Source organism: Nocardiopsis codii (genome assembly GCF_036327455.1).
Classification (GTDB): Bacteria; Actinomycetota; Actinomycetes; order Streptosporangiales; family Streptosporangiaceae; genus Nocardiopsis; species Nocardiopsis codii.
The window spans coordinates 39772-63072 of the sequence record NZ_JAUZMY010000013.1; the positions used below are offsets into that span (position 1 = coordinate 39772).

Genomic DNA, 23301 nt, shown 5'->3' on the forward strand with positions numbered 1-23301 from the left:
TGTGTTCTCCGGGCCCGGGGCGCGGGCTTGTGGGGTGCGGGTTGTGCTTCGATCGCTGGTCGGACGCCGGGGCGGGGGCCCTGTGGGCGCCCGTGTCTCCCGTGGTCGGCGATAAGGCCCGTCCGGGCGGGCGGGTCTGGGGTGTAGCGGCCCTGGGCGGTGTGGCGGGTGTCAGTGGGCGGGGTCGGCGCGGGCGGCTCGTTCGTTGGCGTCGGCGCGGTCGGTGGCGGCGCGGAGGTGGCGGAGGATCAGGAGGGTGGCGGTGGTGAAGACGGCGGCGCCGAAGAGGGCGGGGAGGCGGAGGTCGGTGCGGGCGAGGAGGCCTCCGAGGAGTGCGCCTGCGGGGGCGAGTGCGAAGCCGAGCGTCTGTTTGGCGCTGCTGACTCGTCCCAGGAGGTGTTCGGGGACGATCTGCTGGAGGATGCCGCTGGAGAGGACGGTGCCGTAGGCGCTGGCGGCGGCGACGAGGGTCCAGGCGGTGGCTGCGACGGGGGCGTTGGGGGCGAGGGCGAAGAGGACGCAGAAGGCGGCTTGGGCGAGGAAGCCGAGGGTGATGCCGCGGTGGCGGCCAATGTGGTGTGCGGTGTTTCCGGCGAGGAGTGCACCGAGGATGGCGCCGAGGGCTGCGGTGGCGAGGAAGACGCCGAAGAGGTGTGGGGGGACTCCGTGGTGGTCTTGGACGGTGAGGACGAAGACGGCGGTGACCGCGGCTGCGCCGAGGTTGATGGCGGCGCCGAAGAGGATGAGGGCGCGTAGGGGCGGGTCGGTGTGGATGTGGTGGAGGCCTTGTGCGATGTCGTGGAGGACGGCGCGGACGGGGTTGGGGGCGGGGTGGGTGGTGGGTTGGTCGGTGGGTGGTGTGGGGGCGCGTCGGGCGGTGAGGGGTAGTCCGAGGAGGATGAGGGCGCCGAGGGCGTAGGCTCCGGCGTTGGCTGCGAGGGGTAGTGCTGCGGCGATGGCGAAGAGGAAGCCGCCGAGGGGGGCTCCGGCGAATTCCTGGGCGACTTCGCGTCCGCCGACGAGGCGGCCGTTGGCGCGGTCGATGCCGGTGCGTGCGAGGGAGGGGAGGATGGCCCTTGCTGCGATGTCGTAGACGATTTCGCAGGTCATGGCGGCGAACATGACGATGTAGAGGGTGGTGACGGTGGCGTTGCCGGTGGCGGTGAGGATCGCGAGGGCGGTGATGGCGGCGGCGCGGAGGAGGTTGGCGGCGATCATGGCCCTGACGCGGTCGACGCGGTCGACGAGGGCTCCGGCGAGGAGTCCGAAGAGGAGCCAGGGCAGGTAGCGGGCCGCGGTGAGTCCGGCGACGGCGAGGGGGTCGTTGGTGAGGGCGGCGGCGAGCATGGGCAGGGCCGTGAGCATGATGCCGTCGGCGAGGTTGCTGGAGAGGCTGCCGGCCCAGAAGCGGTGGAAGGCTGCGCTGAGGGGTGGGGGTGTGTTGGTGGTCATGTGCCTTCGGGTCGGGTGCCGGTGGGTTGTCGGCGGGTGACTTTATCGAAGGCTGTTGTGGTGTGGGGCTGGTTTTCGGGTGTGGGTGGGGCCCGGTCGGTCGGCCGGGCCCGGTGGGTGGGTGTTCAGCGGTCGCGGCGTGGTGGTGGGAGGAATGCGGCGACGCGGCCGTAGGCGCGGAGGATGCGCAGGCGTTGGATGGTGCGCATGCCTTCGCGTTCGATGGTGGCGGCGGTGTCCCAGTGGTCCCAGGTGGCGTCCCAGCCGCCGTCGGGGCGTTGGCTCTGTTCGAAGTAGTCGAGGGTGCGGTTGATCTCGGCTTCGGTGAAGAGGGGTCGGGCGATGTGGCTGGGGTCGTTGGCGAGGTCGAGTGCGGTGTGGACGTGTTGCTGTCCGCTGGGTTTGGTGTTGACGTCGATGACGGCGCGGATCATGACGTAGAGGCGGTTGATGGTCTGGATGGCGCGGTGGCGGTCGGGTGCGTGCTGGAGGAAGGTGCAGATGCCGATGGCTTCGTGCGGGTTGGTCCAGTGCAGGTTGTCGATGTGTTTCCAGCACCAGGCGGTGGCGAGGTCGCGCCAGGGGTGGCTGATGTGGTGTTTGTGGAGGTAGCCGGCGATGAGGGCGGTGAGGCCGAGGTCGGCGGTGTAGTCGTCCCGGTGTTGCCACCAGGGTGCGGCTTCGCTGTAGCGGACGCTGGGCAGGACCGGTGGGATGCCGCCGTCGGGGTCGCTGACGGTGGCGAGGTAGCGGCAGATGCCGAGTCCGATGTTGGCGGGTATGGGGCCGAGTTCGTCGAGGTAGCGCAGGGCGATCTCGATGGTGGCGGGTTGGCTGGCGTGGCCGCGGAGGTCGGGGTCGAGTCCGTTGCCGTATCCGCCGTCGAGGTTGCGGTAGGCGGCGAGTGCTTGTCTGACGGGTTCGGTGGGGCCGTTCTGGAAGAGGTGTGCGAATCGGTGCCGGTCGATGAGTCGGGCGTTGCGCATGGTGAAGTGTTCCGCGGTGCGGAAGGAGTCCCAGGTCACGACGATCATGTCTTCGACGGTACGTCCGGGGTGGGGTGCGGAGAATAGTCCGGGGGGCAATCCATTCGCGATCTTTACGCTCGGTTCGGGGCTGTGTGGTGTTTGCGTTTTCGGTGGTGGATGAGGTGTCCGGCCCAGGATGCGGCGATGGTGGCGGCGACGGCGAGTTGGATGGTGAGGAGGTGTTGGGGCGGGTAGATGACGCCGGTGAGGTAGTGGTCGATGAAGCCGGTCGGGGGGATGCCTGCTTGTCCGGCTTGTTGGCGGCCCCAGGTTTCGAGTGTGGTGAGGGGGCACCGCCATCCGACGAGGGTGACGCCGAGGCCGTAGAGGGCGCAGGCGATGTGGGGCCAGATGGTGTGGGGCCAACGCCAGGCGAGGAATCCGCCGAGGGTGATGTAGGCGAGGAAGAGCAGGTGGGCGACCATGGCGGTGTCGCCGATGAGCCGGTAGACCATGTGTGCGTCCTCGGGTGGCGTTGTGCGGGGGCGCCTGTGGGGGGCCGGTGGGGGCCTGGTGGGGGTTGGTGTGGGGTGTCCTGGGTCCAGTATCGCTGTGGGCGCCTTGGCGGGCCAGGGGGTGCTGTGGCCTGTGGAGGAGGGCGCGGGACGTCCTCGGATGCGGCTCCCGGTCGTGCGGGGCGCCTGCGGACACCTGCGGACACCTGCGAGCGCCTGCGAGCGCCTGCGAGCGCCTGCGAGCGCCTGCGAGCGCCTGCGAGCGCCTGCGAGCGCCTGCGAGCACGAACGCGTGGGGGGGGGGGGGTGGCCCCCCCCGCCCCCGACGCGTGGTGTGTGCCGTGTGTGCCGCTGAGCGGTGCTCCCCCTAGACCAGGGGGCGCTCGGTCGGCGGGATGGCCACCGGCAGGGCGGTGCCTCCGGGCAGGTCGCTGCCGGTGGTGAGGTAGCGGTCGACGCCGGCGGCGGCGGAGCGTCCCTCGGCGATGGCCCACACGATCAGCGACTGGCCGCGGCCCATGTCGCCGGCGCAGTACACGCCGTCGACGGTGGTGCGGTAGTCGTTGTCGCGCACGACGTTGCCGCGTCCGTCCAGTTCGACGCCGAGCTGTTCGAGCATGCCCTCCTTCTGCGGGCCGACGAAGCCCATGGCGAGGGTGACCAGGTCCGCGGGGATCTCGCGTTCGGTGCCCTCGACGGGCTCGAACCCGTTGGGTCCGCGCTTGACCTCGACCAGCTTCAGCGCGCGGACGTTGCCGTCCTCGTCGCCGACGAACTCGAGGGTGTTGACGGAGTAGAGCCGCCGTCCGCCCTCCTCGTGGGCGCTGGTGACCTTGTACAGCATCGGCATGGTCGGCCAGGGCTGGTGGTCGGGCCGCTTCGCCGGGGGCTTGGGCATGATCTCCAGCTGGGTGACCGACGCGGCGCCCTGGCGGTGGGCGGTGCCGACGCAGTCGGCGCCGGTGTCGCCGCCGCCGATGACGATGACGTGCTTGCCCTCGGCGTGGATGGGGGCGCGGTCGTAGTCGCCCTCCTGCACCTTGTTGGCGAGGGGCAGGTACTCCATTGCCTGGTAGATGCCCTTGAGTTCGCGTCCGGGTGCGGGCAGGTCGCGCCAGGCGGTGGCGCCGCCGGTGAGGACGACGGCGTCGTGGTCGGCTCGGAGCCGGTCGACGGTGATGTCGGTGCCGATGTCGACGCCGGTGCGGAAGGTGGTGCCCTCCGCGGTCATCTGGGCGAGGCGGCGGTCGATGTGCCGCTTCTCCATCTTGAACTCGGGGATGCCGTAGCGGAGGAGGCCTCCGATGCGGTCGGCGCGTTCGTAGACGGTGACGTCGTGTCCGGCTCGGGTGAGCTGTTGTGCGGCGGCGAGTCCGGCGGGGCCGGAGCCGACGACGGCGACCTTCTTGCCGGTGCGGGTGGTGGGGGGCAGGGGCTTGACCCAGCCCTCCTCCCACGCGCGGTCGATGATGGAGACCTCGACGTTCTTGATGGTGACGGCGGGCTGGTTGATGCCGAGCACGCAGGCGGATTCACAGGGTGCGGGGCAGAGCCGTCCGGTGAACTCCGGGAAGTTGTTGGTGGCGTGCAGGCGTTCGATCGCCTCGGCCCAGTCGTGGGTGTGGACGAGGTTGTTCCACTCGGGGATGAGGTTGCCGAGCGGGCAGCCGTTGTGGCAGAACGGGATGCCGCAGTCCATGCAGCGTGAGGCCTGCTTGGTGACGGTCGCGCGGTCGAAGTCCTCGTACACCTCGCGCCAGTCCTGGATGCGGACGTCGACGGGGCGGTGCGTGGGGAGTTCCCGCTCGGTGATCTTCAGGAAACCCTTGGGGTCGGCCATGGTGTTTCTCCTCCTCTCGTGTGGGCCGGCGCTCAGGACTGCGCGGAGGCCATGACGGCCTCGTTGACGTCGCGGCCGTCTCGTTCGGCCTCGGCCTGGGCGAGCAGGACCCGCTTGTAGTCGCGAGGCATGACCTTGGCGATCCGGGCGAGTCCGGCGTCGCCGTCGGCGAGGAGCCGTTCGGCGACGGCCGATCCGGTCTCGGCGAGGTGTCGGGTGAGGACGTCGGTGAGGTAGGTCCGGTCCTCGTCGGTGAGGGTGTCGATCTCGACCATCTCGGCGTTGACGCGTTCGGTGTCCAGGTCGAGGACGTAGGCGACGCCGCCGGACATGCCGGCCGCGAAGTTGCGTCCTGTGCGGCCGAGGATGACGGCGCGTCCGCCGGTCATGTACTCGCAGCCGTGGTCGCCGATGCCCTCGACGACGGCGAGGGCGCCGGAGTTTCGGACGCAGAAGCGTTCGCCGACGATGCCGCGGAGGAAGATCTCGCCGGAGGTGGCTCCGTAGGCGATGACGTTTCCGGCGATGATGTGGTCCTCGGCGACCAGCTGGGAGCTGGTGGACGGGCGGACGACGACGCGTCCGCCGGAGAGTCCCTTGCCGACGTAGTCGTTGGCGTCGCCGGACAGGCGCAGGGTGACGCCCTTGGGCACGAAGGCGCCGAAGGACTGTCCTGCGGATCCGGTGAAGGACACGTCGATGGTGTTGTCGGGGAGGCCGTCGGCGCCGTAGCGCTTGGTGACCTCGTGTCCGAGCATGGTGCCGACGGTGCGGTTGACGTTGCGCACGGGCAGTTCGAGCTTGACGGGCTGGCCGAAGTCGAGTGCGCCCTCGCTGAGTTGGATGAGGGTGTTGTCCAGGGCCTTCTCCAGGCCGTGGTCCTGGGTGCGGCGGCGGGTGCGGTGGTCGCCGGCGCGGGGTTCGACCTCGTGGAGGATGGGTGCGAGGTTGAGGCCCTGGGCCTTCCAGTGGGTGACGGCTTCGGTGGTGTCGAGCAGGTCGACGGCGCCGATGGCCTCGTCGATGCTGCGGAAGCCGAGCTGGGCGAGGTACTCGCGGACCTCTTGGGCGATGAACTCGAAGAAGTTCACGACGTAGTCGGCCTTGCCGGAGAACCGTTCGCGCAGGGCGGGGTTCTGGGTGGCGACGCCGACGGGGCAGGTGTCGAGGTGGCAGACGCGCATCATGACGCAGCCGGAGACGACGAGGGGTGCGGTGGCGAAGCCGAACTCCTCGGCGCCGAGCAGGGCGGCGATGACGACGTCGCGTCCGGTCTTCATCTGGCCGTCGGCCTGGACGACGATGCGGTCGCGCAGGCCGTTGAGCAGGAGGGTCTGCTGGGTTTCGGCGAGGCCGAGTTCCCAGGGGGTGCCCGCGTGCTTGAGGGAGGTGAGCGGCGAGGCGCCGGTTCCTCCGTCGTGACCGGAGATGAGGACGACGTCGGCGTGGGCCTTGGAGACGCCCGCGGCGACGGTGCCGACGCCCGCTTCGGAGACCAGCTTGACGTGGACCCGTGCGGACGGGTTCGCGTTCTTGAGGTCGTGGATGAGCTGGGCGAGGTCCTCGATGGAGTAGATGTCGTGGTGGGGCGGCGGGGAGATGAGTCCGACGCCGGGGGTGGAGTGCCTGGTCTGGGCGATCCACGGGTAGACCTTGTGGCCGGGCAGTTGGCCGCCCTCGCCGGGCTTGGCGCCCTGGGCCATCTTGATCTGGATGTCGTCGGCGTTGCTGAGGTAGTGGGAGGTGACGCCGAAGCGGCCGGAGGCGACCTGCTTGATGGCGCTGCGCCGCAGGTCCCCGTTGGCGTCGGGGGTGAAGCGGGCGGGGTCCTCGCCGCCCTCGCCGGTGTTGGACTTGCCGCCGAGGCGGTTCATCGCGATGGCGAGGGTCTCGTGTGCCTCGGCGGAGATGGAGCCGTAGGACATGGCGCCGGTGGAGAAGCGCTTGACGATCTCGGAGACGGGTTCGACCTCGTCGACGGGGACGGGTTCGCGCACGCCCTCGCGGAGGCGGAAGAGCCCGCGGAGGGTCATGAGCTTCTCGGCCTGGTCGTCGACCTTGGAGGTGTACTCCTTGAAGATCTCGTACGTGCGGGTACGGGTGGAGTGCTGGAGCTTGAACACCGTTTCGGGGTTGAAGAGGTGGGGTTCGCCCTCGCGGCGCCACTGGTACTCGCCGCCGACGTCCAGGCGCCGGTGGGCGTTGGGGTTGGCGGCGTGGGCGCGGCGGTGGCGGATGGCGACCTCTTCGGCGAGGACGTCGAAGCCGACGCCGCCCAGGCGGGAGGTGGTGCCGGTGAAGCAGCGGTCGATGACGTCCTGGCCGAGGCCGAGGGCTTCGAAGATCTGGGCTCCGGTGTAGGAGCTGACCGTGGACACGCCGATCTTGGACATGACCTTGAGGACGCCCTTGCCGAACGCCTTGACGGTGTTGCGGACGGCGGTGTCGGCGTCGACGCCGCCGAGGGTGCCGCGTTCGACCATGTCGCGGACGGTGGCGAGTGCCAGGTACGGGTTGACGGCGGAGGCGCCGTAGCCGACGAGGAGGGCCACGTGGTGGCATTCGCGGATGTCGGCGGCCTCGATGAGGAGGCCGACCTCGGTGCGGGTCTTCTCGCGTACCAGGTGGTGGTGGACGGAGCCGGTGAGCAGGAGCGAGGGGACGGGTGCGCGGTCGGCGTCGGCCCGGCGGTCGCTGAGCACGAGGATGTGGGCGCCGTCGGCGATGGCCCGGGTGACCTCGGTATTGATCTGGTCGAGGCGTGCCGAGAGGGCGTCGCCGCCGCCGTCGACGGGGTAGGTGCCGTCGACGGTGTAGGTCCGGAGTGCGGGGTTGTCGCGGCCTGCGGCGACGATGGCGGCGAGTTCGGCCTGGTCCACGACGGGTGTGGGCAGGACGAGTCGCTGGGTGTCGCCGGGTGCGGCGTCGAGGATGTTGTGCTCGGCGCCGAGGAGGGTGGACAGGCTGGTGACCATCTCTTCGCGGATGGCGTCCAGGGGCGGGTTGGTGACCTGGGCGAAGTTCTGCGAGAAGTAGTCGAAGAGCTGTCGGGAGCGGTCGGAGAGGGCGGCGACGGGTGTGTCGGTGCCCATGGAGCCGATGGGTTCGGCGCCGGTGCGGGCCATCGGGGTGAGGATGATGCGGAGTTCTTCCTCGGTGTAGCCGAACACCTGCTGTGCGAGGTTGAGTTCGGTGACCGGGACGGGGTCCGCGGCGGGGAGTTCGGCGAGGCGGAGGACGCCGGAGTCGATCCACTCCTGGTAGGGGTGTTCGGCGGCGAGTTCGGCCTTGATCTCCTCGTCCTCGATGATGCGGCCCTGGGCGGTGTCGACGACGAAGATGCGGCCGGGCTGGAGTCGTCCCTTGCGGACGACGGTGGCGGGGTCGATGTCGAGGACGCCGGCTTCGCTGGCGAGGACGACGAAGCCGTCCTCGGTGACCCAGTAGCGGCCGGGGCGCAGTCCGTTGCGGTCGAGGACGGCGCCGACGACGCTGCCGTCGGTGAAGGACACCGAGGCGGGGCCGTCCCAGGGCTCCATGAGGGTGGAGTGGTACTCGTAGAAGGCCCGGACGGCCGGGTCCATCTCGGTGTGGTTCTCCCAGGGCTCGGGGATCATCATGAGCACTGCGTGGGGGAGGGTGCGTCCGCCGAGGTGGAGGAGTTCGAGGGCGTCGTCGAAGGACGCGGTGTCGGAGTCGTCGGGGTCGACGATGGGGAAGATGCGGTCGAGGTCGCCGGGGATGAGGTCGCTGGCGAGCTTGGCCTCGCGTGCCCGCATCATGTTGCGGTTGCCCTTGACCGTGTTGATCTCGCCGTTGTGCGCGACGTAGCGGAACGGGTGGGCGAGGGGCCAGGACGGGAAGGTGTTGGTGGAGAACCGGGAGTGGACCAGGGCGAGGCCGGACGCGTAGCGCCGGTCGGACAGGTCGGGGAAGAACGGTTCGAGCTGCGGGGTGGTGAGCATGCCCTTGTACGCGATGGTGCGGGGGGACAGGCTCGGGAAGTAGACGTCGGTCTCGTGTTCGGCGCGCTTGCGGACGCAGTAGGCGTGGCGCTCGAGTTCGATGCCGGTGAGGCCCTCGGTGGGTGTGCCCTTGGTGCCGGTGATGAAGATCTGCCCGAAGTAGGGCATGGCTTCGCGGGCGGCGGGGCCGCTGTACTGGGGTTCGAAGGGCAGTTCGCGCCAGCCGAGGAGGGTCAGGCCCTCGTCGGCGACGATGGCGTTGATGGCTTCGACGGCGGTGGCGCGTTCGGCGGCGTCGACGGGGAGGAAGCCGATGCCGGTGGCGTAGGCGCCGGCTTCGGGGAGGGTGAAGTCGCAGACCTCGGTGTAGAGCTCGTGCGGGATCTGGGTGAGGATGCCCGCGCCGTCCCCGTCGTCGGGGTCCGCTCCGCTGGCGCCTCGGTGGTCGAGGTTGCGGAGTACGGTGAGCGCCTGCTCGACGATGTCGTGGCTGCGGCGGCCGGTGAGGTCGGCGACGAAGCCCACACCGCAGGCGTCGTGCTCGAAGGCGGGGTCGTACAGGCCCTGAGAAGTGGAATCTGCGTTCGTTCGGACGGACGAACGCCGCACCTGACCAGCGGGCATCTACCCTCCTGTCGTCTTTGATCGGCTTCGTGAAAAGCGCATCTGGGACGACATTGGCCCTGCTGCGTGCGGATGGAGTTGTGTCGCCGCGGAGGCGGCGGTTCCCGGCTGTGGGCGCCGTGTCCGCTACCGTCGCGCGTCCACGTCCTCGTGGTCGCCGGTGGCGGTTGGGTCGCCCGTTGCGGGCAGGTTCTCTTATACATGCTGGTCCAGCCGCGATGCGAATCGCAGGTCTAGACCATGTGGCGCCGCGGTGCGCCGTTGGTCGCGGTTCGCCCCCCTGGGGGGCGGTGTGCTGTCCCTCTCGGTTGTCCCCGATGAGGGCTGGCCTAGCCGGTTTTTCCACGAGGGAACCCCGCTAAACCTCCCAAAGTGGATAAAACCCCGACTGTGGGTCGGCGTTCCACTCCGGGACCGCATGACGTTGTGCGCCGCTGACACACATTACCCCGGTGTTAACGCACCCCCCAAGGGGACCCGGGCCCCGGAGGGGAGTGATATCTCCCTCACCCGTGATCGGGCGCCCTGACCTGCGCGGCCACGGCCACCCGCCGACCCGTGGGACGATCGGTGGATGGCAGGCCACCCGACTTCCCCCGGCCCGGACGACCTCGGTTCCGCGCCCCCCGACCACACCACCCGCGCCCCTGGCGTCACGGTTTCGGACACCTCCGCCGCGCACCCGCCAGGCGGTGGTCCGCCGCTGCCCGCGGCCGCGTCGCGGCTGGTGCACGAGCACGGCGTGAACGCGCCCCGGCCGCGCCGGGTCCTGGCCCTGCTCGCGGACGGGCGGTGGTGGAGCGCCGACGACCTGGTGCAGGCCACGGGTGTCGCGTACACGCTGGTGTCGTCCCTGCTCAAGGAGCTGGGTGAGGCCGGTGAGCTCGTGACCGGGGACGAGGGCCGCCGGGGACGCGTGCGCCTGGTGAGGCCGGACGACTACGCCGGCGCGGCCTCCGACGCCCTCGCCGACCCCGTCGCCCACCTCCTCCCCCGGTACGCCCGCGCCCTCGCCGAACTGGCGAGCGCCGTGGAGGAGGGTCCCGCCTCCGACCTCGACCTGGACCACGTCACCGCGACCGCCGAGACGGCGCTGCGGCGGGCCCTGTTCCTGGCCACGCGCTTCGACCTGCACGACCGGGTCCTGCTGTGCGTGGGAGACCACGACCTGACCTCGATCGCGCTCACGCTCGTGTGCCCCGGGGCGCGTGCCGAGGTCGTCGACATCGACGAGCGCGTCCTGGCGCACATCGACGCCGTGGCCGCCCGGCTGGACCTGGGTGTGCGGACCCACACGGCCGACCTGCGCCTCGGGCTTCCGTCCACGGTGCGCGGCGTCGCGGACGTGGTGTTCACCGATCCGCCGTACACCGCCGACGGTGTGGAGCTGTTCGTGCGCCGGGGTGTGGAGGGCATGGCCGACCCCCGCCGGGGGCGGGTCCTGGTCGCCTACGGCGCCAGCGAGACCACCCCGAAGCTGGCGGCCACCACCCAGTCCCGGCTCGCGCGCATGGACCTGCTGTTCGAGGCGGTGTGGCCGGACTTCAACCGGTACCACGGCGCGGAGTCGATCGGCGCCGCCTCCGACCTGTACGTGCTCCGGCCCCTCGCTCGCACCCTGCCCCCGCCCTCGGGTGACGCGGCCCGCGTGTACAGCCAGGGGGTGAACGCCAAGGAGGCCCGGGGCGGACTCGACGCGGAGCGCGCCCGTGCGGTGCTCGACCGTGTCCGCGAGGACCTGGGCGGGGAACGCGGGGACGGCGGCGGGGACGGTGGTTCGGCGGCCGTCGCGGGCGCGGAGCCGACGCTGGTGGGCGAGTGGCCCGCCGAGGTGTCGGAGTCCGGCCGGGTGCGGCTGTCCACCTGGATGGACGCGCCCGCGCCCGGCGGCCGCTGCGCCGTGCTCAACCTGACCGGCGGGTGGGAGCGGCTGGCAGCCCGGGCCGCCCTGGCCTCGGCCACGGACACCGTGTATGCCCTGGTCCCCTCGTCGGCGGCGTGCGTGCGCGACGCCGCGGGACAGCGGGGGCTGCGCGCCCTGGTGGAGCCCAGGTTCCGGGTGCGGTTCCTGCGCGGGTTCGGGGCCGACGACCTGACCGCGGTGCGCCTGACCCGGAGTCCGCTGTCCCGGGACGACGCGGCTCCGGCGGACCCGGGGGCGGCGGACGCCTCCGGGGGTATGGAGGCCGCTGTCGACCTCCTCCTGGTCCACGTGCAGGAGCGGGCGCACGGAACGCTCACCGCCACGCTGCGGGCGGGGCTCACCGAGGTGTCCGCGTGGAGGGGACGTCCGGTCAACAAGCGCACCGCCCGGCAGGCCGTGTCCACGGCGCCGCGGTGGCTGTCCGGCCACACCCTGCTCGACCTGCCCGAGCACCGCTTCGCGGAGCTGCTGGGCGTGGCCGCCGCGCTGCTCGCCCAGGTGTAGGGCTCCGTCCCGGGCGGGCCCCGGGGTGGGTGACGGGCGGGGCGGGCCGGTCGGAGGGCGAGGCGTGGTCCCGGCCCTGCGCCGACCACGCCAGGGCCGCGAACCCGTCCCGGGCGGCCCCCGGAACGCCGGAGGGGCTCGGAGGACATGTCCTCCGAGCCCCTCCTCACGCGCTTCAGCCGATGCCGTCGGTCCCGGCGGGGTCCTGCACGGTGCCTTCTGTGCCGGCGGGGTCCTGCACGGTGCCGTCGGTCCCCGCGGGGTCCTCCACCACACCCTCGGTTCCGGCCGGGTCCTCCACGGTGCCTTCCTGCGTACCGGTGTCGGTCCCCGTGCCGTCGCCGTCCAGCTGCACCATCCGGCGGTAGAGCGGGTCGCGGAAGTTCGCGAGGGCCACGAGCGGGCCGGAGAGGCTGACCCTCTCGTCGACCGAGTCCGACCCGGTGGGCTGGACCCACACCACGACCAGGTAGTGGCCGCTGACGATCGCGTCGCTGGCGCTGTAGCCCTCGCCCAGGCGGTCGAACGGGTCGGCGCCGGAGGGCGGCAGCACGAACCCGGCGCCCGCGGACTCCGCACCGTCCTCCCCGTCCCCCGCGGCCTCCTCGGGCGGGTTCATGGCGGCGGCGACGGCCCGGCTGCCCTCGACGTCGGCGAGGTTGAACACGGCCGTCACACCGAAGTAGGTGTCCGACACGTAGGTGGCGCGCCCGGCCTGGGTGCAGTCGGCCTCGGCCAGGGCCGTCTGGACCTGTTCCCCCCACACGGCGGTGGAGCAGTCCTCGCTCAGGTCGGCGTCGCGGAGCGCGAAGTCGATCTCCTGGCTGGAGATCTCCGCGTTGCGGCTCTCGAACAGCTCTCCCGCGTTGAGGGCCCGGCTGTCGGCCTCACGGGTGGCCAGCACGTCGTTCATGCGGCCCGTGTCGATCACCCTGTACATGACGGGGCGGGTCTCCTGGGCGGCCTGGCCCGCACCGTCGTCCTCTCCGAGGCCCAGGTACAGCACGGTGCCGAGGACCGCCAGGGCCACGACGGCCACTCCGGCCACCACGAGGAGGGGGCCTCGCCGGCCCTTGGACTCCTGCTTCCTCCGGCCTCCGGACCGGCGGCGCCCACCCGTGCGGGAGGACCGCCCCGCCGACACCTCGTCGGACTCGCTGTTTTTCCTCCGGCGTCCGGCGGGGCCGGACGCCGACGGTTCAGATGGGGACACCCAGTGGACCTTTCCTCGGATGCGGGCCGGCCACGCACACGTGGCCGGCCCGGTTCGCTTGGGGAGAGGGGCGGAAGCACCCCGCCCAGCACGACCCTGGCGGAAGGGTCGATCTGTCCGAGATCCTATCGGGGCGTTCGACAGGGCTTGACAGGCCTACTCCTCGGTCCGCTGCGCCGCCACGACCTCCTCGTAGACGAAGCTCATGGAGTTCATGGAGGCCACACTCAGCTTCGCCATGTCGGCGTTGTCACCGGGCTCGGCGCCGTCGGTGTCGGCGACCCAGAACACGGCCAGGTAGTGGCCCATGACCTGGGCGTTGGCCTGGCTGTAGCCGTCCTGGAGGCCGGGGATGTCGTCGCCGTTCTGCGTGAGCAGGAATCCGGCGCCGCTCTCGGCGTTGGTCGGGTCCAGTGCGGCCTCGACCTTGGTGGCCTCCTCGACGTTGGCCAGATCGAACACCGTGACCTGCGCGATGTGGTCGTCGCCGGAGTCGGTGTACACACCGGTGGCGGCCTGGACGCAGTTCGCGTCGATGAGGCTCTGGCCCAGTCCCTCGCCCCACACGAGCGACGTGCAGGAGTCGGTGACGCTGCTCTGTCGCAGCTCCAGCGTCATGTCGTCCAGCCCGATCTCACCGACGGAGCCGAACACGGATTCCTCCGTCATCGGCTCGGCGTCCTCGGGGCGTTCGTCGATGGCGCCGAACACGTCCTCGCGGTTGGGTTCGGAGAGGTACAGCTCCGGTGTGAGGGTGCTGTGTCCCTCGGGCGGTGCCACGACCGTCTCGTCCCCGCCCGAGACGGTGCCCCCCGAACCCGTGAAGAGCTGGAAGGACAGCAGTCCCAGGAGAGCGACCAGCGCGATGCTGAACGCGCCCAGCAGGACGCCGAGGACGGCGGTGCCTCGCTTGCGCTTGCTCTGCTCGGCGAGGGTGTAGACGATCTGGTTGGGCCGGTCGCCCAGGACCGAGACCTTCTTGATCGCGGACGCGGAGAAGGCCGAGACCTTGCCGACCCCGCCGCGCCTGGCGCCGGACGCCTTGCGCCGCGACGCTCCGATCGCGAACGCGCCGCGCCCCTTGCGCCGGCGGGAGGACCGCCGGGCGCCGGTGTCCTCCTCGGCGTCCGCGGCGTGCGCCCCGTCGCCGTCCTCGTCCTCGTAGTCGTCGTACTCGTCGTACCCCTCGTCGTCACCGGCTCGGTCGGCGGTGTCCTCGGAGGGTGTGCGGGTGTGACCGTACTCCGCGGAGAAGTCCTCCTCGGGGTCGTAGTCGTCCTCGCGGCCCTCGTCGTGGCCGTAGTCGTCGGCGTGGTCCTCGGTGTAGGCCTGCTCGGCGCGGCGTGAACCGCCGCGGCGACCTCGGCGGCCGTACCCGGACTCAGCTCTGCTCACGGTCTTTCTCAATCGTCAACCCGTGGTCTGCTCGAAAGGTACAGGGCGTTCTCCGCTCCGCGGCCGGACACGGCCGGCACGCGTGGGAGCCCTGCTCTACTCGGGCTTCGCCCCGGAATCGGTTCCCGTGTCTCCGGCGTCGTTCTCGGTCGAGCCCTCGGTACTAGATCGCTCAGGGCTCGGGTGGTATTCCGTCCCCGCCCCTTCTGAGCTGCCAGTTCGGCTTCCGAGATCGGATTCTTCGCTGTCCACGGCGCTGTAGACGGTGCTCTCGTCGGTGACCTCACTGCCGGCTGTGGCGCCGAACACCTGGGTTCCCGCGTCGTGCCCGGGGGGGACGACCGCGGTGGAGAAGGAGTCGATGCGCCGTCCCGCCCACACGAAGTAGGCGAGCGCGCCGAGGAAGACGACGATGGAGGTCCAGTTGTTCAGGCGCATGCCCAGGAAGTCGTTGGCGGGGTCGACGCGCAGGTACTCGATCCAGAACCGGCCCACGCAGTAGCCCATGACGTAGAGCGCGAAGAGCCTGCCGCCCTGGAGGGAGTTCTCGAAGCGGCGTCCGGCCCAGGCCAGGAGGACGGCCAGGAGCAGGCACCACAGGGACTCGTAGAGGAACGTGGGGTGGTACGTGGTGACGCCGAACTCCATGCCGGGGCGCAGGTGGCCCTCGGGGTAGGGGGAGATCTCCACGGCCCAGGGCAGGTCCGTGGGCGCCCCGAACAGCTCCTGGTTGAAGTAGTTGCCCCAGCGGCCGATGGCCTGGGCGAGGGGGATGGTGGGCGCGATGGCGAACGCCAGCTTGGACATGGACAGCCCGCGCCTGCGCGCCACCAGCCACACGCCGACGGCGCCCAGGGGGACGGCACCCCAGATGCCGAGGCCGCCCTCCCACACGTACAGGGCGCGGATGGGCTCGCGTCCCTCGCCGAAATACAGCTGGGCGTCGCTGATGACGTGGTAGAGGCGGCCTCCGATCAGACCCAGGATCACGGCCCAGACGGCCATGTCCATGATCGTGCCCTTCTCACCGCCCATGGCCGCCCAGCGGCGCTCGCTCCAGACCACCGCGACAACGACGCCGGCGAGGATGCACAGCGCGTAGAAGTGGATCTGGAGGGGGCCGATCGGGATCGCGTTGATCTGCGGGCTGGGGATGGCCGCGAGGGCGCGGCCGAGCTCGGCCGCGCCCTCGGAAGCTGTCGACGACAGTGTCACTGCTCTGCTCTCGGGTTCGCCCCGCATGCGGGGGGTGCTGTCAGGGGTGCTACTCCGCGCCACCCCCGTCACCCATCGGCTGGGTGTCGACCTCACCGGCGTCCGCCGAGGCGATCGCCTCGTTGAGGCCCCTGACCGTCATGGCGGTGTTGTTGTCGAGCAACTCGCCGTTGATGTACACGGAAGGCGTGCCGCGGAACGTGTTGTCTCCGCTGTAGCGAGTGTAGGCCGTTCCCGTGGCGGTGATGATCTCGCCCGTGTAGGTGCCGTCGAGGAACGAGGGGTCGTGCCCGTTGTCGGCTCCCCAGGCGATCAGGTCGGACAGGACCATGGTGCCGAGGGTCTCCTCGCCGATCTCCGCCATGGCGTCCTCGGTGAGGGCGGGCAGGTAGTCCTCGGTGAAGGTGGTGACGACGGCCGCCTCCTCGTCGATGCGCTGATCGAACTCGCCCTCCTGCTCGGCGGAGGCGTCGGTCTGGCGGTACCACTCCTTGAGCTCGTCGACGGTGAACCCCTCGTTGCCCTCGGTGGGCTGGTTCTCGAAGAGGATGTCGTTGTACTCGACGAAGTAGCCGTGCTGGGCGGCGGCGCGGGCGGCGGCGCCCCCGCGCAGCGAGTTGCTGCTGATGGGCACCGGCTGCTGGGCGAAGATGCTCACCGGCCGGTAGTGCACGATGGCCTCGCCGTCGGCGGCGTTCTGCTTCAGGACGTCGCCGTTGAGCAGTTCGAACTGGCGGCAGGCCGGGCACTGGTAGTCGGCGTAGACCTCGACGACGGGGGCCTGCACGCCCTCCTGGGCGAGGACGACGCTGCCGTCCTCCTGGAGGACCTGGGGCGGGAGGGCCCCTTCGAACCCGGCGTCCCGCCGGTCGGCGTTGAGCACGGCGTAACCGACGCCGACGATCAGGACGACGACGGCCGCGGCGGCGCCGAGGACGATGAGGGTCTTGGTGCGCTTGGCCGCCCTCTTCTCCCGTTCCCGGAGTTCCTTGAGCTTCTCGCGGGAGCGCTTGCGCGCTTCACTCCCCATGCTTTCCCCTGTTTCTACTGCTGGAGGTGGTCGACCGTGGTGGGTTCCGGGGTCACCGGAACAGTCCGATGGCGCGGTCGAGGGCGAAGGGTGATCGGGGCCGGGCTGCGATGAAGGCGCCCATGGCGGCGAAGGCGATGTCGCGGGCGATGGAGAGCCCGTAGGTGGTCTCCCCCGGGTCGACCTGTCCGCCTCCGCCGAAGCAGCCGCAGTCGATGTTGAGGCCCCTGGCCATGGCGGAGACGATGCCTGCGATGAAGAGGACCATGAGGATCGCGCTGACGGCTCCGACGTAGCGGGTGGCGAGTCCGGCGAGGAGGAGGACGGCCAGGGCGAGCTCGAAGAGGGGGAGCGTGTAGCCGATGAGCATGGCGATCTCGACGGGGAAGAGGTCGTAGGCCTCGACCGCCTGGACGGAGAGCGCGGGCGGGAACTTGGAGACGGCGGCGAAGACGAGGACCGCCGCGAGTCCTACCCGGCAGGCGAGGGTGAGCCAGGGCTGGACGGCCTCCCAGCGGGATCGGGGGGCCGGGGGCGCGGCAGGGGTGGCGGGGGATTCGTCAGGTGTGTCCATCGCGTGGGCCTTCAGGGAGTAGGGGGCGCTATGTCGCGTTCGGTGTCCGCTCCGTCGCTCTGCGTATCGCGTCACATCCTACTGACTGTGGCGAGTCCGTGACGCTGTGCCCGGACCCGGGGCGCACCGTCGGGCGCCCCGGAGAAGCGCGGCACCGCCATCACATCACCGAAGCGGGCTCCGCAAGGGCGTTTCCGGGGCCCCGGAGCGGGCCTCTCACCCGATTCTCACCCTCTTAACCCTGCTTTTGACCAGGCGCGAAGAGCGGTGGGCCGTCCCCCTCGGGGAACGGCCCACCGCCAGTGCCGAACGTCTCCTCGGGGCCGGCGGACGCCGCGCCCCCGTGCCCGGAGGTCCCCCGCGTGTGCTCCGCGGGCGCCCTACCTCCCGCGGACGCCCCCCGCGAGTTCCTCGGCGAAGGAGCGGACCGCCGTGAGCCCGGTCTCCAGGTCCGGGGCGTCCAGGATCCGCTGGCAGAACCCCGCCCCGACGATGACGCCGTCGGCGTAGGCGGCCACCTCGGCCGCCTGGGCGGCCGTGGAGATGCCCAGGCCGACGCAGACCGGCAGCCGGGACTCGCGGGTCACCTCGCGGGTGCGCCGCACCAGCGTCTCGGCGGTGTCGGCGACCTGGGTACGGGTGCCGGTGACTCCCATCAGCGAGGCCGCGTACACGAACCCGCTGCAGGTCCGGGTGGTCAGGGCGAGCCGCCGGTCGGTGGAGGACGGCGCGACCAGGAAGATCCGGTCCAGCCCCGACTCCTCGGACGCGGCGATCCACTCCCCCGCCTCCTCGGGGATGAGGTCGGGGGTGATCACCCCGGCCCCGCCCGCCTTGGCGAGGTTCGCGGCGAAGCGCTCCACCCCGTACCGCTCGATCGGGTTCCAGTACGACATGACCACGGCGGCGGCGCCGGTGGCGGCCGTCGCCTCGACGACGCGGAACACGTCGTCGGTGGTGGTTCCGGCCTCCAGCGCCCGGTCCGCGGCCCTCTGGATGGTGGGGCCGTCCATCATCGGGTCGGAGTAGGGCAGGCCGACCTCGATGACGTCGCAGCCCCCCTCCACCATGGCCTCGATCACGCGGATGGAGGAGTCCGGGTCCGGGAATCCGGCGGGCATGTAGCCGATCAGGGCCGCCCGGCCCGCTTCACGGGCCTCTGCCAGCTTGGTCTGCAGTGTCGTCGCGGTCATCACGCCTGTCCCTCCGGGTCCATGAGGCCGAAGTACGCGGCCGCGGTGTCGACGTCCTTGTCCCCGCGCCCGGAGAGGTTCACCAGGATGACGGCGTCCCTGCCGAGGCGCTCACCGAGCTTGCGGGCGCCAGCCAGGGCGTGCGCGCTCTCGATCGCCGGGATGATGCCCTCGGTGCGGCACAGCAGGCGGAAGGCCTCCATGGCCTCCGCGTCGGTGATCGGCTCGTAGCTCGCGCGGCCGGTGTCGGCGAGGTACGCGTGTTCGGGGCCGACGGCCGGGTAGTCGAGCCCCGCCGAGATGGAGTGGCTGGGCAGGGTCTGCCCGAACTCGTCCTGGAGCACGAACGTGCGCGCCCCGTGGAACACCCCGGGGCTGCCCGCGGTGATCGAGGCGGCGGTGCGGGCGGTCTCGGCGCCCTCTCCCCCGGCCTCGAAGCCGTAGAGGGCGACGCTCTCGTCGGGGATGAACGCGGCGAAGACCGCCATGGCGTTGGAACCGCCGCCCACGCAGGCGGCGACGGCGTCGGGGAGCCGTCCGACCCTCTCCAGGACCTGGGCGCGGGCCTCCTCGCCGACGACGAAGTGCAGGTCGCGCACCAGTTTGGGGAAGGGGTGCGGTCCGGCGACGGTGCCGAACAGGTAGTGGGTGCGGTCGACGTTGGCGACCCAGTCGCGGAACGCCTCGTTGATGGCGTCCTTGAGGGTGCGGCTGCCGATGGTGACGGGGACGACCTCGGCGCCGAGCATCCGCATGCGGGCGACGTTGAGCGCCTGCCGCCGGGTGTCCTCCTCGCCCATGTAGATGACGCACTCCAGGCCGAGGAGGGCGCAGGCCGTGGCCGTGGCCACACCGTGCTGTCCGGCGCCGGTCTCGGCGATGACGCGGGTCTTGCCCATGCGCTTGGTGAGCAGGGCCTGGCCGAGCACGTTGTTGATCTTGTGCGAGCCGGTGTGGTTGAGGTCCTCGCGCTTGAGGAGGATCCGGGCGCCGCCGCAGTACTCGGAGAAGTTGCGGGCCTCGCTGAGGGCGCTGGGGCGGCCCGTGTAGTCCTTCAGCAGCGCTGCCAGCTCGGCCTGGTAGTCGGGGTCGTGCTTGGCCTTCTCCCACTCGGCCTCGACCTCGTCGAGGGCGGCGATGAGCGATTCGGGGGCGAACCGGCCCCCGAAGCGGCCGTAGTGCCCGTCGTGGTCGGGCAGTGGTTGAGCATGGCTCATGGGACGGTCTCCTGGGAAGGGGCCGACGGCGGCTCTTCCCCCGGGCGTACGCCGCGGGGGTCCGCGCGTCGACCGGTGGCGCGCCGCCTTGCTCCGGCGGCGCGTGCGGACTGGTGGGTCAGCGCGGCGTCGGGAACCCGCGGCTCACGCCTGCGGATTCCCTAGAGCCATCGCCATCGGAGGCCGGGGTGTGCCATCACCGCGACCGTCCGTGCCGTCGTCTGTCCCATCGTGCGGTTCGTTCCTAGTTCCGGTCCCGCAGGGCGGGGTGGGCTCCTGCGGTCACCAGGTCGGCGACGGCCTCGCGCGGGTTCCGACCGCGGACGAGGCTCTCCCCGACGAGGACCGCGCCGGCGCCTGCACCGGCGTAGGCCAGCAGGTCGTGCGGGCCGCGGACTCCGGACTCGGCGATCTTGACGATGTCGGAGGGGATGCCGGGGGCGAGCCGGGCGAAGGTGTCCCGGTCGACCTCCAGGGTCTTGAGGCTGCGTGCGTTGACGCCGATGACGGTGGCTCCGGCGTCGACGGCGCGGGAGACCTCGTCCTCGTCGTGGACCTCGACCAGGGGCATGAGCCCCAGGGACCGGGCGCGCTCGACCAGGGAGACGAGGGCCTCCTGGGGCAGCGCCGCGACGATGAGGAGCACGGCGGAGGCGCCGAAGACGCGGGCCTCCCACAGTTGGTAGGAGCTGACGACGAAGTCCTTGCGCAGGAGCGGCGTGTCGACGGCCTGGTGGACGGTCTGGAGGTCGGCGAGGCTGCCCTTGAAGCGGCGCTCCTCGGTGAGGACGCTGATGATGGTGGCGCCCCCGGCCTCGTAGTCGCGTGCCAGGGCGGCGGGGTCGGTGATGGTGGCGAGCGGCCCCTTGGAGGGGCTGGCCCGCTTGACCTCGGCGATCACGTGGACGCCGGGCCGGCGCAGGGCGGCTTCGGCGTCCTTCGGGGTGGGCGCCGACTCGGCCTGGGCCTTGAGGCGGTCCAGGGGCAGTGCCTCCTGCCGCTCCGCCAGGTCGGCGCGTACTCCGTCGAGGATCTCGTCGAGCACGCTCACCAGTTACCGCTCCCTCATGCAGTGGTCTGTCACGGTGGTGGCTCCGGCGGGCCGGCCGCCCGCGAGGCGTGCCCGGGCGCGCCGCCGTCGCACCGTGTTGCAGGTCATCGTATCGACCTTCGGGGGTCGGGGGGTCGCCGCCCCCACCCGTTCCCCCTGTGTTCCACGGGGGATCGGGTGGGAGGGGGTCGTTCTGCCCTCTTGTGTCGGAGGTGTCCGGCGGCGGGACCCGCTGGGCCGGTCAGATCTCCGAGATGGTCAGGGCGACGATCATCACGATCATGAAAAGGGCGTAGAGGGCTCCGGGGACGAAGAACACCAGGCCGATGATGCCCATGGTCTTGGCGACCCCGGACGAGGACTCGGCTCCCCGGTAGTCGCCGGACGACCACTGGCCGTTGACCATGATGGCGAAGATCAGGCCGATGATGCCGAACACCGGGAAGCAGCTGATGATGCCCAGGATGTTCATGACGAGGTGGTTCTTGGGCGGGTCCCCTGCGGGCGGTCCGCCGTGGCCGGGAGGACCGTAGCCGGGCGGTCCGCCGTATCCCGCGGGAGGACCGTAGCCGCCGGTGGGAGGTCCGTAACCGCCGGGCGGCGGGGGGCCGTAACTCATGCTTGGTTCCACTCTTCTGGGGGGATGTCGGCAGGCCGGGGTGTTCTCCGGTCCCGCCCGTCCGGCTCGGCCTCCGGAGGTCGCGCGGGGCACGGTCCCCGGCCCCGGAGCCGCCCTGCGGCGGGCGGGAGGGACGTGCGGGGACGGTTGCGGCCGCGGCGCGGCGGCTGCCGGGACCGGGCCTGTGGGCACCGGGGGCCGGCCCCGGGCGCGGAGATCGCAGGCCGTGCGGGGCCGTCCGCGGCGTATGGCGCCGACCGTGTGCCGTCGCGCCGGCGGCCCCCCGGAAACCGGGGGGCCGCCGGCGTCGCGTCCCGCACCGCGTGCGGTGTGCCGACCGTGTCGGCGTGCCCGGCCGGGGGCCGGACCGCCCGACTCAGTAGGCGGTCGCGGACGCGGCCGCGACGACGAACATCAACACGACGAAGACGATGTAGAGGGCGGCGAGGATGAACCCGATCAGGCCGATGATCCCCATGATCTTGGCGACCTGCGCGGAGGACTCGGCTCCCGCGTAGTCGCCCGACTCCCACTTGCTGTTGACCTGGAGGGCGAAGATCAGGCCGATGATGCCGATCACGGTGCACCCGAAGATGCCCAGGATGTTGAACATCAGGTAGTTCTTGGGGGGTCCGCCGGCGGGCGGGCCTCCGTACCCCGGTGCGCCTCCGTAGCCCGAGGGCGGGCCGTACCCGCCGGTGGGAGGTCCGTAACCGCCGGAGGGCGGGCCGTAGCCCCCGGTGGGAGGTCCGTAGCTCATGGTGTCCAACCTTCCAGGACGTGGTGGTGCGTTGTCTCGTGCAGGGGGCGCTCATCCGCTCAGACGGCGGGAACGGCGTTCTGGTTCTCGCTACCAGCCCGGGAACAGCGGTGTGCCCGGGGCGAGGAACGAGAACCAGGGCAGGTTGCGCAGGATCCAGTGGGCGTTGATGACGATGAGGAGCAGCCACAGGAACCAGCCGGGCGTGAGCTTGGGCGGTTTCGTGGGCGGCCGGATCGTCCTCACGAGCCACACCGTGTAGGTCCACGCGATGTACGGCAGCAGGAGCAGCAGCAGGGGGTTCATGCTGATGGCGCCGAGGAAGTCGCCGTGCGTCGCGAGCGCGACCGCGCGCATGCTGCCGCACCCGGGACAGAACGTGCCGGTGAGCAGCAGCCACGGGCAGGTCGGGTAGTTGCCGGGCTGGTTGGGGTCGACGAAGTGCAGGAGCGTGGCCCCTGCCAGGCCGAGGACGCCCAGGCCGACGGGCCACACGACCGGGGGCAGTGCCCTGAGCCGGTGTTCGACGCGCTGGGTCCACGAGGGGGCGGGCCGCGCCTCGGGGTCGGCGGTCTCGGGTGGTTCGCTTGGGTGCACGGGATCAGCCTACGGGGTCGGGGAGGGCAGAGTTCTGCCCCCGTGGCCACAGGGCGCACGGGGGCAGACGAGGAGACGCTGTTCCTCGGACTACTGCCTAGTAGGTGTAGGCCGGGGAGGTCGCCGCGGCGCTCGCACCGAGGAGGGCCAGCAGGATGTTGGCGCCGACGCTCAGCACGATGAGGATGATGCCGAGGATGAAGGCGATCTTCGTGAACTTCTTCGCCTGGGCCTGGGCGTGCAGGGCGCCGGCCTGGTCGCCGCGGTTCCACAGGTCGTTGACCTTGGTCGCGTTGATGATCGCCGGGATGGCAAGCGGCCAGCAGCAGAAGACGGCGACGATGGCCCAGGTCAGGCCGTTGTCGGGCGGGGTGCCGCCGGGGGCGCCGTAGCCGCCGCCGGGAGGACCGTAGCCGCCGCCGGGGGGCGGGCCGGGGTGACCGGGGGGAGGGGGACCGTAACTCATGGTCGGCACAACTTTCAGGGAGAGGACAAGGGATTTCGCACGGTGTGGAGAACACACACCGGCCCAACATGGGGCAGGGTTGGGTCACCGGAACGCATACGTCGCGGGCAGAAACGAATGATGCCAGACCAAGGGGACATTCGCCGACATGCAACGACACGGTTGGCAGGTCCGGTGGA

18 protein-coding genes are annotated in these 23301 nt (G+C 71.2%); 1 reads left to right on the top strand and 17 read right to left on the bottom strand.

Annotated features, from left to right (window positions below; all coding sequences use genetic code 11):
- Positions 1 to 171: 171 nt before the first annotated feature.
- The 5 genes from Q8791_RS14690 to gltB all read right to left on the bottom strand — a co-directional run bounded on the left by Q8791_RS14690 (position 172) and on the right by gltB (position 9364).
- Positions 172 to 1452: an MFS transporter gene (locus Q8791_RS14690; protein WP_330092255.1), complete on the bottom strand. Its 1281-nt coding sequence runs from the start codon at positions 1450 to 1452 to the stop codon at positions 172 to 174.
- A 125-nt stretch (positions 1453 to 1577) separates the two neighbouring features.
- Positions 1578 to 2477, bottom strand: a complete 900-nt coding sequence (locus tag Q8791_RS14695) for a prenyltransferase (RefSeq protein WP_330092373.1) — start codon at positions 2475 to 2477, stop codon at positions 1578 to 1580.
- 74 nt (positions 2478 to 2551) lie between these two features.
- Positions 2552 to 2935: a DUF2784 domain-containing protein gene (locus Q8791_RS14700; protein WP_330092256.1), complete on the bottom strand. Its 384-nt coding sequence runs from the start codon at positions 2933 to 2935 to the stop codon at positions 2552 to 2554.
- A 367-nt stretch (positions 2936 to 3302) separates the two neighbouring features.
- A complete protein-coding gene (locus Q8791_RS14705) occupies positions 3303 to 4775 on the bottom strand; it encodes a glutamate synthase subunit beta (RefSeq protein ID WP_330092257.1) in 1473 nt (490 codons plus the stop codon).
- Positions 4776 to 4807: 32 nt separating this feature from the next.
- Complete coding sequence (gene gltB, locus Q8791_RS14710) at positions 4808 to 9364, bottom strand: glutamate synthase large subunit (protein WP_330092258.1); 4557 nt, start codon at positions 9362 to 9364, stop codon at positions 4808 to 4810.
- A 574-nt stretch (positions 9365 to 9938) separates the two neighbouring features.
- Here gltB and Q8791_RS14715 point away from each other — a divergent pair.
- Complete coding sequence (locus Q8791_RS14715; RefSeq protein ID WP_330092259.1) at positions 9939 to 11792, top strand: bis-aminopropyl spermidine synthase family protein; 1854 nt, start codon at positions 9939 to 9941, stop codon at positions 11790 to 11792.
- Positions 11793 to 11967: 175 nt separating this feature from the next.
- Here Q8791_RS14715 and Q8791_RS14720 read toward each other — a convergent pair whose 3' ends face one another.
- The 12 genes from Q8791_RS14720 to Q8791_RS14775 all read right to left on the bottom strand — a co-directional run bounded on the left by Q8791_RS14720 (position 11968) and on the right by Q8791_RS14775 (position 23122).
- On the bottom strand, positions 11968 to 13005 hold the full coding sequence (locus Q8791_RS14720; RefSeq protein WP_330092260.1) for a hypothetical protein: 1038 nt from the start codon (positions 13003 to 13005) through the stop codon (positions 11968 to 11970).
- A gap of 156 nt (positions 13006 to 13161) precedes the next feature.
- Entirely contained in the window at positions 13162 to 14400 is a 1239-nt protein-coding gene (locus Q8791_RS14725; RefSeq protein WP_330092261.1) for a hypothetical protein, read from the bottom strand.
- 96 nt (positions 14401 to 14496) lie between these two features.
- Complete coding sequence (gene lgt, locus Q8791_RS14730; protein ID WP_330092374.1) at positions 14497 to 15609, bottom strand: prolipoprotein diacylglyceryl transferase; 1113 nt, start codon at positions 15607 to 15609, stop codon at positions 14497 to 14499.
- A gap of 55 nt (positions 15610 to 15664) precedes the next feature.
- The gene (locus tag Q8791_RS14735) at positions 15665 to 16645 is read right to left on the bottom strand and encodes a DsbA family protein (RefSeq protein WP_330092262.1); all 981 of its coding nucleotides are present in this window, start codon (positions 16643 to 16645) and stop codon (positions 15665 to 15667) included.
- Positions 16646 to 16697: 52 nt separating this feature from the next.
- Complete coding sequence (locus Q8791_RS14740; protein ID WP_330092263.1) at positions 16698 to 17219, bottom strand: MauE/DoxX family redox-associated membrane protein; 522 nt, start codon at positions 17217 to 17219, stop codon at positions 16698 to 16700.
- Positions 17220 to 17599: 380 nt separating this feature from the next.
- A complete protein-coding gene (trpA, locus tag Q8791_RS14745) occupies positions 17600 to 18412 on the bottom strand; it encodes a tryptophan synthase subunit alpha (protein ID WP_330092264.1) in 813 nt (270 codons plus the stop codon).
- The gene (gene trpB, locus Q8791_RS14750) at positions 18412 to 19629 is read right to left on the bottom strand and encodes a tryptophan synthase subunit beta (protein ID WP_330092265.1); all 1218 of its coding nucleotides are present in this window, start codon (positions 19627 to 19629) and stop codon (positions 18412 to 18414) included. The genes trpA and trpB overlap by 1 nt, the downstream gene beginning before the upstream one ends.
- A gap of 244 nt (positions 19630 to 19873) precedes the next feature.
- Positions 19874 to 20680 carry an indole-3-glycerol phosphate synthase TrpC gene (gene trpC, locus Q8791_RS14755; protein WP_330092266.1) on the bottom strand — a complete coding sequence of 269 codons (807 nt, stop codon included), beginning with the start codon at positions 20678 to 20680 and terminating at the stop codon, positions 19874 to 19876.
- 241 nt (positions 20681 to 20921) lie between these two features.
- On the bottom strand, positions 20922 to 21299 hold the full coding sequence (locus Q8791_RS14760; RefSeq protein WP_330092267.1) for a CD225/dispanin family protein: 378 nt from the start codon (positions 21297 to 21299) through the stop codon (positions 20922 to 20924).
- 376 nt (positions 21300 to 21675) lie between these two features.
- Positions 21676 to 22059: a CD225/dispanin family protein gene (locus tag Q8791_RS14765; RefSeq protein WP_330092268.1), complete on the bottom strand. Its 384-nt coding sequence runs from the start codon at positions 22057 to 22059 to the stop codon at positions 21676 to 21678.
- Between the two features lie 90 nt (positions 22060 to 22149).
- Positions 22150 to 22656 (bottom strand): DUF2752 domain-containing protein, encoded by a 507-nt coding sequence (locus tag Q8791_RS14770; RefSeq protein ID WP_330092269.1) that lies wholly within the window; start codon positions 22654 to 22656, stop codon positions 22150 to 22152.
- Positions 22657 to 22753: 97 nt separating this feature from the next.
- Complete coding sequence (locus tag Q8791_RS14775; RefSeq protein WP_330092270.1) at positions 22754 to 23122, bottom strand: CD225/dispanin family protein; 369 nt, start codon at positions 23120 to 23122, stop codon at positions 22754 to 22756.
- Positions 23123 to 23301 lie beyond the last annotated feature (179 nt).

Excerpts from the sequence above, each read along its gene's own strand:
- Q8791_RS14690 (WP_330092255.1), bottom strand. The coding sequence starts at position 1,452 with ATGACCACCAACACACCCCCACCCCTCAGCGCAGCCTTCCACCGCTTC.
- Q8791_RS14700 (WP_330092256.1), bottom strand. The coding sequence starts at position 2,935 with ATGGTCTACCGGCTCATCGGCGACACCGCCATGGTCGCCCACCTGCTC.
- Q8791_RS14705 (WP_330092257.1), bottom strand. The coding sequence starts at position 4,775 with ATGGCCGACCCCAAGGGTTTCCTGAAGATCACCGAGCGGGAACTCCCC.
- gltB (WP_330092258.1), bottom strand. The coding sequence starts at position 9,364 with ATGCCCGCTGGTCAGGTGCGGCGTTCGTCCGTCCGAACGAACGCAGAT.
- Q8791_RS14715 (WP_330092259.1), top strand. The coding sequence starts at position 9,939 with ATGGCAGGCCACCCGACTTCCCCCGGCCCGGACGACCTCGGTTCCGCG.
- Q8791_RS14735 (WP_330092262.1), bottom strand. The coding sequence starts at position 16,645 with ATGGGGAGTGAAGCGCGCAAGCGCTCCCGCGAGAAGCTCAAGGAACTC.
- Q8791_RS14740 (WP_330092263.1), bottom strand. The coding sequence starts at position 17,219 with ATGGACACACCTGACGAATCCCCCGCCACCCCTGCCGCGCCCCCGGCC.
- trpA (WP_330092264.1), bottom strand. The coding sequence starts at position 18,412 with ATGACCGCGACGACACTGCAGACCAAGCTGGCAGAGGCCCGTGAAGCG.
- trpB (WP_330092265.1), bottom strand. The coding sequence starts at position 19,629 with ATGAGCCATGCTCAACCACTGCCCGACCACGACGGGCACTACGGCCGC.
- Q8791_RS14760 (WP_330092267.1), bottom strand. The coding sequence starts at position 21,299 with ATGAGTTACGGCCCCCCGCCGCCCGGCGGTTACGGACCTCCCACCGGC.
- Q8791_RS14765 (WP_330092268.1), bottom strand. The coding sequence starts at position 22,059 with ATGAGCTACGGACCTCCCACCGGGGGCTACGGCCCGCCCTCCGGCGGT.
- Q8791_RS14775 (WP_330092270.1), bottom strand. The coding sequence starts at position 23,122 with ATGAGTTACGGTCCCCCTCCCCCCGGTCACCCCGGCCCGCCCCCCGGC.